The organism is Brucella sp. NBRC 12950, from assembly GCF_030268145.1.
Taxonomy (GTDB): Bacteria; Pseudomonadota; Alphaproteobacteria; order Rhizobiales; family Rhizobiaceae; genus Brucella.
Genome location: NZ_BSQC01000006.1, coordinates 305,023 through 317,535 on the forward strand (window position 1 = coordinate 305,023; position 12,513 = coordinate 317,535).

Consider the following 12,513-nt stretch of genomic DNA (forward strand, 5'->3'; position numbering starts at 1 on the left):
GCGATGGAGACGGAATTAAACCCAAAGGACGATATCGTTCTCAAGCTTGAGGATGTTTCCAAGGTCTATTCGGGGATTGTCGCGGTCAAGCGCGCCAACCTTGAATTGCGCCGTGGTTCGGTCAATGTGCTTGTCGGCGAAAACGGTGCTGGCAAGTCAACGCTGATGAAGATCATCGCGGGCGTTGAGCGTCCGACAATGGGCAAGATCATCCTCGACGGCGAGGACGTGTCATTCGCCAGCCCCGCCGACGCGCAGAAGCGCGGCATTGCGATGATCTTTCAGGAACTTAACCTATTTGCAAACATGACGGTGGCAGAGAACATCTTTGCCACACGCGAGATCACACGCGGTTTGCGCGGCATTGATCACAAGGCGCAGGTCGTCAAGGCCAATGAATATCTCGACCGTCTTGACGCAGGTATCAGTGCAAATACGCTCGTCGCGGATCTTCCGATCGGTCAGCAGCAGCTTGTCGAAATCGCCAAGGCGATTTCGCTCGATGCACGGATCGTCATCATGGATGAACCGACATCTGCCCTTTCTGCAGCCGAAGTTGACATTCTATTCAAGGTGATCGCGGAGCTGAAGAAGAAGGGCGTAGCAATCGTGTATATCTCGCATCGTCTCGAAGAACTGATGCGGATTGGCGATCACATCACGGTTCTGCGTGACGGAAAAATCACCGGCCAGGAAGAGATCAAGAATATCGATACGCAATGGATCGTGCGTTCGATGATCGGCTCCGATGCAAAGGATTTTGCTAAGCCTGTGACCCACACGATTGGCCCCGAAAGATTTCGCGCTGAAAACATCACTCTCCCGCGTGCGACTGGCGGCCTTGCCGTTGATAACGTCTCGCTTACTGTGCGCGCTGGCGAAGTTCTGGGGATTTACGGCCTTATGGGCGCCGGGCGTTCCGAGTTTTTCGAATGTGTGATGGGCCAACATGGGCATTCCACCGGCCATATCTATATCGATGGCGAGGAAGTGAAGGAGCGCGATACGACCCGTCGCATCCGGCGTGGTCTCGCCCTCATACCAGAAGATCGCCAGCGTGAAGGCCTAGTGCAGATTTTGTCGATTGCCAGCAATCTGACACTGGCGAGCCTCGACCGTCTGGCTCGTTTCTTCCACATCACGTCAAAGCGTGAAAAGCAGGCCATTCAACAGGCCATCAAAGACCTTTCGATCAAAGCACCGAATCCAGAATTCGAAGTCACTTCGATGTCTGGTGGCAATCAGCAGAAGGTCGTCATCGGCAAGGCACTGATGACCAATCCAAAAGTTCTTTTAATGGATGAGCCATCGCGCGGGATCGATGTGGGTGCGAAGGCGGATGTCTTTCGCACAATGCGCAGGCTCGCTGCCGAGGGGCTTTCTATTCTCTTTTCAACCTCTGATCTGGAAGAAGTCATGGCGCTCTCTGATCGCATCGCGGTGCTCAGCAATGGGAAGCTGATTGCCATATTCGATCGCGATAAGGCGACGGAAGCCGACATCATCACGGCGTCGGCCAAGGGCCACGGACACACACATGACAACGACCACAACAAACAACCAAAGGAACTCGCGTCATGACAGCCAACACGACGACGGCCGCCACTGACTCAGCCTTTAACAGCGGCTCGGCCCTGCTGACGCTAATGAAACTGAGAACCTTCATCGCGCTTTTTGCAGTGTTCATCTTTTTCTCGTTTGCAGCGCCGAACTTCCTATCAGCAGCCAACCTGATCCTAATGTCGAAGCACGTTGCGCTTAACGCATTTCTTGCGATGGGCATGACCTTCGTCATCATCACAGGCGGCATCGACCTTTCCGTCGGCTCCATTGTCGGGCTCTGCGGCATGGTTGCCGGAGGACTTCTGATCTACGGTATCGATCTTGGCATCGGTTATACTATCTATTTCAACATCATCGAAATCTCGCTGATCACATTGGCTGTCGGTGTAGCAGTCGGCTTCATAAACGGGCTATTGATAACCAAACTGAATGTTGCGCCCTTCATCGCGACACTCGGAACGCTCTATGTAGCGCGTGGTCTGGCACTACTGTCCTCGGACGGCCAGACCTTCCCGAACCTCGTAGGACGCGAAGACCTAGGCACAACTGGTTTCGCGTTTCTCGGATCTGGCAGCATTCTCGGTCTTCCGGTATCAATCTGGATTCTGATCGTCGTTGCATTGGCTGCGGCGTATATCGCGCGATACACGCCGCTTGGTCGCCAGATTTTCGCCGTCGGTGGCAATGAACGTGCGGCACGCATGTCGGGTATCCGTGTCGACCGCGTAAAAATGTTCGTTTATATGTTTTCGGGCTTCTGTGCTGCGATCGCCGGGCTTATCATCTCGTCCGAACTGATGTCGTCGCATCCAGCAACCGGCAACTCGTTCGAGCTGAATGCCATTGCAGCAGCCGTGCTCGGTGGCACCTCAATGTCAGGCGGACGCGGCACCATTGGCGGCACAATCATCGGTGCTTTTGTCATAGGTATTCTCTCCGACGGTCTGGTCATGATGGGCGTATCGTCCTTCTGGCAAATGGTCATCAAGGGCCTTGTAATCATCATTGCCGTGGTGGTTGATCAGGCACAGCGCCGCCTCCAGCAGCGCGTTACACTCATGCAAATGGCAAAAGCAGGATAAAGGCTCAGTAAATGGCAGAATTGAATGGCGCTCTGATCGGCTGCGGTTTCTTCGCAATCAACCAGATGCACGCATGGAATGACGTTTCGGGTGCCAAAATCGTGGCAATCTGCGACCGCGATCCTGAGCGGTTGAAGATTGTCGGCGACCAGTTTGGCATCGAACGCCGCTACACGGATGCGCAAGCGCTGTTTGCAGATGGCGGCATCGACTTTGTCGATATCGCCACCACAGTTTCAAGCCATCGTGCTTTGGTGGAACTTGCTGCCGCCCACAAGGTGCCAGCAATCTGCCAGAAGCCTTTTGCCAAAACGCTTGATGATGCGAAGGCCATGGTAATGGTCTGCGATGAAGCAGGTATTCCGCTCATGGTGCATGAAAACTTCCGCTGGCAGACGCCTATACAGGCGGTGCGCAAGGCGGTCGACAGTGGCGTCATCGGCACGCCGTTCTGGGGACGTTTCTCCTTCCGCTCGGGCTTCGACGTGTTTTCCGGCCAGCCATATCTTGCAGAAGGCGAACGCTTCATCATCGAAGATTTAGGCATTCATACGCTTGATATTGCACGCTTCATTCTAGGCGATGTGACCACCGTTGTTGCTCGCACAAAGCGTGTGAACCCGAAGATCAAGGGGGAAGATGTAGCAACTATTCTCATGGACCATGAAAATGGCGCTACTTCAATTGTTGACGTCAGCTATGCCACCAAGCTCGAAACCGATCCTTTTCCGGAAACGCTCATTGAAATAGATGGCACCGAAGGTTCGATCCGGCTTTATCAGGGTTATCGCCTTGAAGTGATTACGCCGAACGGCACCACGGTTTCCGACGTATCGCCAAAACTGCTCTCATGGGCCTCACGTCCATGGCACAATATTCAGGAAAGCGTTTTTGCCATTCAGCAGCATTGGGTGGACAAGCTGGAATCTCGCGAAGAAACCTCGACGTCGGGTGCAGATAATCTCAAGACTTTCGCGCTTGTAGAAGCCGCTTATGAGAGTGCCACAAGCGGCAACCGCGTCGACATTACGGCGTTGCTCAAATGAGCAACGTCGATCCTTTCCTGCTCTATGGAACGCGAGAAGCCGAAGCTCAGCCAACGCACCTAAAAGCGGGCTTACTCGGCCTGGATTTAAGCGACGGCAATCTTCGCACCATCACTTACGACGGCGTCGAAGTTCTGCGCGCTGTCTCCTATCTCGTTCGGGATCGAGACTGGGGAACCTATAAACCGGAAATCCATGATCTGAACGTCGAGCAAAACGACAGCGGTTTCATCGTCACCTATCAGGCACGTTGCGAAGGCCCGGATGCGACCCAACTCACCATTGATGTCCGCATTCAGGCGGAGAGTGGCGGTACGCTTACTTTCGACGCCGTAGCGAATACAGCGACAGGCTTTGAAACCAACCGCTGCGGCTTTTGCATCCTGCATCCAATCGTCGGCGTGGCTGGCTCACCTGTAGGCGTCGAACATGTTGATGGCACGCTCAACAAGACCCGCTTACCCGATCTGATCGAGCCATGGCAGCCTTTCAAGGACATGCGTGCGATCACGCATGAGGCCATGCCTGGCGTTACGGCCGAATGCCGCATGGAAGGCGATACGTTTGAGATGGAAGATCAGCGCAACTGGTCAGATGCATCTTACAAAACCTATGTTCGTCCGCTGGCTTTGCCATGGCCTTACCAGATCGAAGCCACCAAGCCCCAGCATCAGCGCATCGTGCTCAACATTTCCGACACGCGCGCGGCGACACTAAATCACACCCGTTATGCGGAGCCGGTGAGCATTACGCTTGGTGACATAAGCGGCAGAATGCCGAATATCGGCATTATCATCACACCGGAAGAAGCCAAAGCAAGCCTCGCCGCAATCGATCTATTGCAGGAGATTGGTCCGCAGGATCTGCTGTTTCATTACGATCAACTGGCAGGGCACAATGGTTCAACCTTTGCAGACTTCGCAGCCTTGGCTGCGAAGCATAGCGGACGCGTTTCGCTAGAAATTGCATTGCCTTGCGCGAAATCGCTCATCGAAGAGACGACAGAAATCGCTTCTGTTATGAAAGCGGCTGGTTTTACCCCGGATGCGGTCATAATTTCACCGGCTATAGATCGGCAATCAACACCACCCGGTAGCGAATGGCCACCCTGCCCGCCGCTTGAAGATGTTTATGCGGCAGCAAGAGCAGCATTCCCGGATGTGCGGCTTGGCGGCGGAATGCTGAGCTATTTCACCGAACTTAATCGCAAGCGCATTCCGGGCGAGCTTGTTGATTTCGTCACCCATTGCACCAATCCAATTGTTCATGCCGCTGATGATCTGAGCGTTATGCAAACACTGGAGGCGTTGCCTTTCATTACCCGTTCAGTGCGCGCGATCTACGGCGACAAGCCCTATCGCATCGGGCCATCGACCATCCCCATGCGCCAGAATCCTTATGGCAGCAGAACGATGGGAAACCCTAATGGCAAGCGCATTGCGATGGCCAATCGCGATCCGCGCCATAATGGTAAGTTCGCGGAAAGCTTCGCATTGGCCTATGCCATATCGGTGCTGAATGCTGGTCTCGACAGCCTTACGCTTTCAGCCCTCACCGGGCCTTTTGGGCTCATTGCGGATGATAATGAACCGGTCGCTATTGGTAACAACCGTCCTTTGTTCAACACTGTAAAAGTGCTTGCACAGCTTGCCGGGAAAAACTTCCAACTGTGTCAGTCCTCGCGTCCATCGGACGTTTTGGCAATGGCGGTAAAAGAGAAAGTCTGGCTGGTCAATATTTCACAACATGAACAAGATGCGGTGGTTGCAGGTAGCAAGACTATAACTTTGCCCCCCTATGGCGTGCAGTTGAGCATGATCTAAAAAAACGGGCCAATGGCCCGTTTTTTTCATTTAGACACTCGGATACTGAGCGTCCGTCACATGCTCCATCCAGTCAACGACTTTACCGTCGAGCTGCTCCTGCATGGCAATATGGGTCATCGCATTTTTTGGTGAAGCACCATGCCAATGCTTTTCATCTGGTTCGAACCAGACGACATCGCCGGGACGGATTTCTTCAATCGGTCCGCCCTCACGCTGCACCAACCCCAAACCTGCGGTAACAATCAGTGTCTGGCCCAGTGGATGTGTGTGCCAAGCGGTCCGGGCACCCGGTTCAAATGTCACGGTAGCCGCTGCAGCGCGCCTCGCTTCATTGGGCGAAAACAACGGGTCAATGCGAACCTTGCCCGTGAACCAGTCTGCAGGACCCACACTTGATGGCGCAGATCCATTTCTTTTGATTTCCATAGCGTTCTCCTGTCCGTGCATAAGATAGTGCTGCGACATCGCAAAGAAATGGCAAAATGCCGATCTTGAGCGCCCGCCCGGGAAAGTTTGAAACGGTTTTAAGACAAAAATGCGCGTTAGCGGCGTTTCGCTGGCTGATCGCCAAGCTTCATGCCGTGGCGTTTGGAAAGCTCGGCAATAACAAGCTCGAGCTCCTGCGCCTTACGCTCCGCGTCCCAACCAAATTCAACGCTGAGAATGTCGGAGATTGCCGCAAGATTGGCATTCGACAGCGCCCCGTCAATTGCCAGTGTTGTACGTCGCAGAACAACGTCCGAGAGATGCACCACCAGCTCATTTCGCGCAATCCACGCAATTTCCGCACGGCTGATGCTGTCTGTATCGGGCAGAAGTGTAACGCCAACTTTGGCTTCGTCCTGAATGATCGGCAGAGCAGTCGTGCCATAACGCTGCAAAAGTGTCGCGACACGTTCGACTGCAAGCCCGGTTTCCTTGGCATGTCTCGCGACCCATGCGGCGCGTGCGCTCTCATCGGCCGGGTAATCCTTGCCGCCGCCGATGGTCAAAGTGCGGGTTGATTTGAGACGCTCGCGACCAAAGCGCTTGAGTACCGTATCTGCCACTTCTTCCGCGAAACCGCGGAACGTCGTCCACTTACCGCCAACCAGCGAGATGATCGCGAAAGGACGGCCTGCATCCGGCTCAATAACCGGTGCGGAATGATCACGGCTGATAAGCCCCGGCTCCGACGCATTGGAGGCAGGCAGCGGGCGAATGCCGCTATAGGTATAAATGATCTGGCTGCGATCAAATTTCAGCTTCGGCAGCAGCGAACGCAGGCTCTCGATAAAGTAATCGATTTCCTTGTCTTCCGCGAAAACCTCATCCGGATTGTTTGCCGGAATATCCGTCGAACCGACCAGCGCCAGACCATGATAATCATAGACAAGGCAGATACGACCATCATCGGCTTCAAAATAGATCATCCGGCCCTTCAGGCTCTTCACCAGCTCGGGATGATCTACAAGGATATGCGAACCCTTGGTGCCGCCAATCATCTTGGTTTCTTTGCCAAGTGCCGCGTTGACATGATCGATCCACGGACCAGCGGCATTTATGACGATCTTTGGCTTGATCGTGAAAGCAGCGCCATCCGGCCCTTCAAAGCTCACGGCCCCGTCACGGGCTGCAACAATGGAACTGAAATTGGCTGCTGCGCTCTTTGGATTGGCTTTCACGCCGTCGCTGACAAGCTCATAAACCAGACGTTCCGGCTTACTCACCCATGCATCATAATAAATGCCACCCGCCACGATAGACGGCGTCATGTATGGCATTTCCTTCAAGGCACTCTTTTTGAAGAGAAAATTATGCTTTGGCATAACGCGTTCACGCGCACCAAAATAATCGTAAAGACCAAGACCAATCTTGATGAGAACCGCGCCACGGCTGCGCGGTGCTGTAGTTGAGCCGAACAAGGTACGAAGTGCTGCGGCAATACCCTTGGTCCAGGAGAAAACAGGAATAAATGTCGGCAGCGGCCGGACATTATGCGGCGCGTTTTTGAGCAGGATATTACGCTCAACGGTTGATTGCGCCACGAGACCAAATTCTCCGGTTTCGAGATATTTGAGGCCGCCGTGAATGAGGCGTGATGGGGCAGCACTCGTGCCGGAACCAAAGTCGCCCTTATCGACGATGAAACAGCTCACACCCTGTTCACTCAGATCGCGATAGAGACCCGCGCCATTGATACCCGCACCCAGGATGAGCACATCAACACCATCAGCTTCGAGTTGACTAATGCGGTTCTTCATTTGAGCGCTGTTTACGAAATCGTTCATTTCACTGTCTTTACATATTCGGTGCGCTTAGAGGCGCATTGGATTTCAATCCGTCAGAGCATCGATCTTAGGCCACATCGATCCAAGTGCAGATGCGATTTCCTTGAACAGCGCGTAGCGCTTTTCATACTGCTCGCTGCGCGCCGCATCCGGTGTATAAGTCCGGCCAATTGCATCAAGATCACGCGGATCGCTGTAAACATCTGTGAAAACGCCAGCGCCCTTACCTGCACAAAGTGCCGCACCCCATGCTGCCGCCTCATCCGTATCGGTGACCGTGACCGGCATCCCCAGCACATTGGCAAACATCTGCGCAAAAGATGGACTGCGCGACACGCCGCCGGTCAGACGCGCCGCGGAAATTTCAAAACCGCTTTTCAGATGGTCGACATGAATACGGTGGTTAAAGGCAATGCCTTCCCAGACCGCGCGCAGCATATCGCCACGTTCCTGCCAACCGCGCAGGCCGAAGAACGCGCCACTAGCCATCGCACCGAAAGGCGAGCCAAACAGATAGGGATGAAACAGAGCTGTTGAAGGCTTGGCCAGTGCTGCATCGATTTCCGGGCGAAGCATATCGTGGATCGAGCGACCGGTTTTGTCAGCTTCAAGACGTTCCGCCGGGCAGAGCTTGTCGAGAAACCAGTCGTAATTTGCAGTGGAAGCAGGTGAGATGGACATATTGTTCCACTCTCCCGGCGCAATCCCATTGCGGCAGAACCAGCTCTTATCGACATTGGGCTTAGACGACAGCGTTTCATTGATCGAATAGGTCCCGGCGACAACCGCAACTGTACCAATCTTGAGACCGCCAACACCCAGCGCAGAAGCAGTCACATCATGCAGGCCGCCAACAACAGGTGTCCCAGCAACAAGCCCGGTACGGTTTGCGCATTCTTGCGAAACACCACCAACAATCTCATCCGAGCGCGACATCGGCGGCAGCGCATCCCAAAGTGCTTCAAGGCCGAAAAATTTGAGCGCGTCTTTGGAATAGTCTTGCGTTTTGTAATCAGTGAAAGACGTCGATGCCTCGGTGCGATCAGTGCCGACTTCGCCCGTAAGACAGAAACGCAACCAATCCTTACATGCAACCACATGCCCGATGCGCCCATAGCGTTCGGCCTCATTTTCCTTGACCCAGGCCAGAATGGCGGACGGTGCAGAGGCGTGTGGCAATTGACCGGTGATCGCAATCGACTGTTCTGCGACAGGGCTGTTCAACCAGCGCTCAGCCACATCAACGGCACGGCTATCCAGTGACAGAATGCCTTTACCAAGCGGGCGGCGATCTTTATCGAGCATGTAGATGCCGTCACCATGGGCGGTGGTTGCAATAGCAAGAATATCTGATGCAGGGCGTCCACATTTTGAGAGTGCTTCAGCAATTGCATCTGCAGTCGCATTCCAGAATTCATCCATGTCGCGCTCGACATGGCGAGGGCGTGGGAAGGATTGCGCGACGCGGCGGCGGGCAACGGCAAGCGTCGAGCCATCAACGTCAAATATTACGGCCTTGGTGACGGTCAGTCCGCTATCAATTCCCAACAGAGACGGCATGGAACGTATTTCCTGATATGTATGCGATGAAGTACTGAAGCTTATTCTCTTGTTCCGCCAGAACTGGCGATAACAACATTGATGTTCTGCGCCTGCATGCGTTCAATATGTTCATGTGCAGTCTTGTCATCGACAATAACCACATCGAAATCATTGAGTGCGCCGAAATTGTGTAGCGCCCGGCGCTCGAATTTCGTGTGATCTGTCAACAGCACACGCTTTGCAGCACATTCCAGCATGGCGCGCTTTGTTTCGATCATTTCCGGAGATTGATGGAACAGCAGATCGTCAGTAATTGCAGCGATCGAAATGAAAGCCACGTCAGCACGCAGGCGGCGGATTTCATGGATCGTCATGCTGCCGACGAAGGCGTTGCACCAGTTGTAAAGCTGACCACCAAGACCGAGCAACGTGACATCTTTCATGTCACGCACTTCATTCATCAGGATCAGCGAATTGGTAATAACCGTCAGCGGTCCTTTATCGGCAAGATAGGGAACCATTTGAAGAACAGTTGTTGAGTCATCGAAGAAAATGGCCTGACCGGGCTCTACGAATTGCATCGCGGCTTCAGCGATCAGTTTCTTTTCTTCAGATTGACGCGCAACTCGATAGAGATCGCTTGCTTCAATAAGGCTAGTGGGGGCTGCGGAAACAATACCGCGTGATTTGCGAAACAGGCCGCGACTGACCAGCTCATCCACGTCCCGATGCGCGGTCATGAGGCTGATTGCGAAACGTTCAGTCAGATCTTCGATCCGCACCGATCCTTCCGACATAATCATTTCAGCAATTTGCTGGCGACGAACCATCTGACGTGCATGCCGACTATCGTTCGGCACCTGCTCTGTCATCAAGTTGTCTATGCTTGCTTTGTTGCTTGTGACCATGCTTACCACTCGTCCCCAGCCCGCTCAATAATTGACCGGTCCCGATTCATAGCATCGGTACGAAAAATAGAGAGAGGAGCGCGAGACCAAGCCCGCGCTCCATCTTTCAGTTCTTACTGTTCCAGAACGAACGGAGCAGTGTACTTGTCGACATTGTCCTTGGTGATCAGGAAGCAATCGAAAAGCTGCTTTTCCTGGTCAACGCCGGTCTTACCAGTCTTGATGAAGGTGTCGGCCTGCTTGACGGCAGCTTCAGAGAAGATAGCAACAGGCTGTAGAACAGTGTACTGCAGTTCACCAGCCTTGATCGCAGCAACTGCGTCTGGCGATCCGTCAAAACCACCAACCTTGACCTTATCGAGCTTGCCAGCCTTCTTCAGAGCAGCAATCGCACCGAGAGCCATTTCGTCGTTACCTGAAATAACGCCGATGATGTCTGGGTTTGCCTGAAGAAGAGCCTGCATCTTGTCGTGGCCCTGGGTACGGTTCCAGTTAGCAACGTCCTGACCAGCCTTTACGAGGTCTGGATACTGCGAAAGAACAGTTTCATAGCCGTTCGAACGGGTGGCAGCATTATTGTCCGACGGCGAACCGAACAGCTCAACATACTTGCCTTCTTCACCCACGCTTTCAACCCACTGTGTTGCACCGAGTGCTGCGCCCTGGGCGTTGTTGGAAACGAGCTGTGCCTTCGCGAGGCCTTCCTGGTTGATTTCAGCGTTTACAAGAAACACTGGAATGCCAGCTGCGACAGCGCGCTTGACTGCACCGACCGAACCATCAGCATTTGCCGGGTCGAGAATGATCGCGACCGACTTGTTGGTGATCGCGGTATCGATCAGGTTGCTTTCGGTATTGGTGTCGCCCTTGTGGCCGCCAACAACAGCTGAATAGCCGAGGCCTTCAGCGGTCTTCTTGGCGATTTCACCTTCGGTGTACCAATATGGGTTCGAAGGATCGTTGACCACGATCGAGATCAGACCTTCAGCCCATGCGGTGCTGGCGATAAGCGGCAATGCTGCAGCGGCAGCAAACAGAACGCGCATACCCTTCTTAAACATATCTCACTCCCGTAAAATTATCGTTGAGTTTTGCCGGTTTCCCGGCGTGACCATTTCCAGTGGGCGAGAGTTTCAAGCTAGATCGCCGTCTTGGAAAGTTTTCGCTACCCCCGAAGAACCGGCTCCGCCCGGAACGGTGGACGGAGCCGTAATTATCAACGTCGGGAATATTGAATGCTGTTGAGCAGAACTGCGAGCACGATCACTGCACCCGTAAAGACGGTCTGCCAATAGGACGATACGCCGATGATAACGAGGCCATCGGAAAGGAAACCGATAACAAAGGCGCCGAGAAGCGTGCCGAGAATTGTACCACGTCCCCCCGTAAGCGCTGCGCCGCCGATCACGACAGCAGCGATTGCCGTCAGCTCGTAAGTGGTGCCTGCGGTCGGACCCGCGGACGTCAGCTGCGATGACAGAACCAGACCAGCGATTGCAGCACAGATGCCCGAAATCACATAGACAGAGATCTGCACGCGCTTCACTGGGACGCCCGACAATTCAGCTGCACGTTCATTACCGCCCGAAGCATAGAGCCAGCGGCCAAATGCGGTGCGGTTGAGTACGATTGCAACGATGATGGCGAGAACAGCAAGTACCAGAACGCCAATCGGCACGCCAAAAAGCGTGTTGAAACCGAGCCAGTCAAACCCCGTATTGCCAAGCTCAGGACGACCGCCAAGATTGTTGTAAGTCAGACCATTGGTCATCAGCAATGCTACACCGCGTGCGCAATAAAGCACGCCGAGCGTCGCCACGAAGGCCGGAACGCGCAGATAAGCGATCAGAACACCGTTCACCGCCCCAACAAAGGCGCCCAGAGCACAGGTGATGATGACAACCGCCCAAACCGGGAAATAAAGGATAACACCCAGTTCCGGAATGTTGACGCCCTGCATGAGGAAGCCCGCTACAACGCCCGCAAGACCCAATGTAGAGCCGACCGAAAGATCAATACCGCCGTTGAGGATGACCAGCAGCATACCAATCGCCAGCAAGCCAAAAATGGCCACATGCGAGGACATGATGAGGAAGTTATTGACGGTAAAGTAATAAGGCGAAAGGAACGAAAAGGCTGCGATGATCGCAATCAACGCAAAGAACGCACGGCCTTCGAGCAGCAAATGCACGATGCTGGTTTTGCGCTTTGTCCCGGTGGACGCCGCCTTTTTTTCGTTGGTGCTCGTGACTGACATTCTATCAGTGCTCCATAAC

At 53.9% G+C, this 12,513-nt stretch carries 10 protein-coding genes; 4 read left to right on the plus strand and 6 right to left on the minus strand.

Annotated elements, in window-relative coordinates; translation table 11 throughout:
- Positions 1-3 precede the first annotated feature (3 nt).
- Genes QSJ70_RS12660 through apnL form a run of 4 tightly spaced genes read left to right on the plus strand, consistent with a single transcriptional unit; the run spans position 4 to position 5,514 of the window.
- Positions 4-1,581, plus strand: a complete 1,578-nt coding sequence (locus tag QSJ70_RS12660) for a sugar ABC transporter ATP-binding protein (RefSeq protein WP_285536783.1) — start codon at positions 4-6, stop codon at positions 1,579-1,581.
- Positions 1,578-2,645 carry an ABC transporter permease gene (locus QSJ70_RS12665; RefSeq protein ID WP_215778373.1) on the plus strand — a complete coding sequence of 356 codons (1,068 nt, stop codon included), beginning with the start codon at positions 1,578-1,580 and terminating at the stop codon, positions 2,643-2,645. The genes QSJ70_RS12660 and QSJ70_RS12665 overlap by 4 nt, the downstream gene beginning before the upstream one ends.
- 11 nt (positions 2,646-2,656) lie before the next feature.
- Positions 2,657-3,691, plus strand: a complete 1,035-nt coding sequence (locus QSJ70_RS12670) for a Gfo/Idh/MocA family protein (RefSeq protein ID WP_215778372.1) — start codon at positions 2,657-2,659, stop codon at positions 3,689-3,691.
- Entirely contained in the window at positions 3,688-5,514 is a 1,827-nt protein-coding gene (gene apnL / locus QSJ70_RS12675; protein WP_285536784.1) for a D-apionate lactonase, read from the plus strand. Before QSJ70_RS12670 ends, apnL begins: the two co-directional genes overlap by 4 nt.
- 30 nt (positions 5,515-5,544) lie before the next feature.
- Here the strand turns inward: apnL and QSJ70_RS12680 are convergent, their stop codons facing one another.
- The 6 genes from QSJ70_RS12680 to QSJ70_RS12705 form a co-directional block, all read right to left on the minus strand.
- Positions 5,545-5,943, minus strand: coding sequence for a (R)-mandelonitrile lyase (locus QSJ70_RS12680; protein WP_215778369.1), 399 nt, complete (start codon positions 5,941-5,943; stop codon positions 5,545-5,547).
- A gap of 116 nt (positions 5,944-6,059) precedes the next feature.
- Positions 6,060-7,787 (minus strand): glycerol-3-phosphate dehydrogenase/oxidase, encoded by a 1,728-nt coding sequence (locus QSJ70_RS12685; protein WP_502871679.1) that lies wholly within the window; start codon positions 7,785-7,787, stop codon positions 6,060-6,062.
- Positions 7,788-7,832: 45 nt separating this feature from the next.
- Positions 7,833-9,347, minus strand: a complete 1,515-nt coding sequence (locus tag QSJ70_RS12690; protein WP_215778367.1) for an FGGY-family carbohydrate kinase — start codon at positions 9,345-9,347, stop codon at positions 7,833-7,835.
- A gap of 41 nt (positions 9,348-9,388) precedes the next feature.
- On the minus strand, positions 9,389-10,237 hold the full coding sequence (locus QSJ70_RS12695) for a DeoR/GlpR family DNA-binding transcription regulator (RefSeq protein ID WP_215778366.1): 849 nt from the start codon (positions 10,235-10,237) through the stop codon (positions 9,389-9,391).
- A gap of 113 nt (positions 10,238-10,350) precedes the next feature.
- Complete coding sequence (locus tag QSJ70_RS12700; protein ID WP_007878309.1) at positions 10,351-11,298, minus strand: D-ribose ABC transporter substrate-binding protein; 948 nt, start codon at positions 11,296-11,298, stop codon at positions 10,351-10,353.
- A gap of 155 nt (positions 11,299-11,453) precedes the next feature.
- A complete protein-coding gene (locus QSJ70_RS12705; protein WP_215778365.1) occupies positions 11,454-12,494 on the minus strand; it encodes an ABC transporter permease in 1,041 nt (346 codons plus the stop codon).
- Positions 12,495-12,513: the final 19 nt, after the last annotated feature.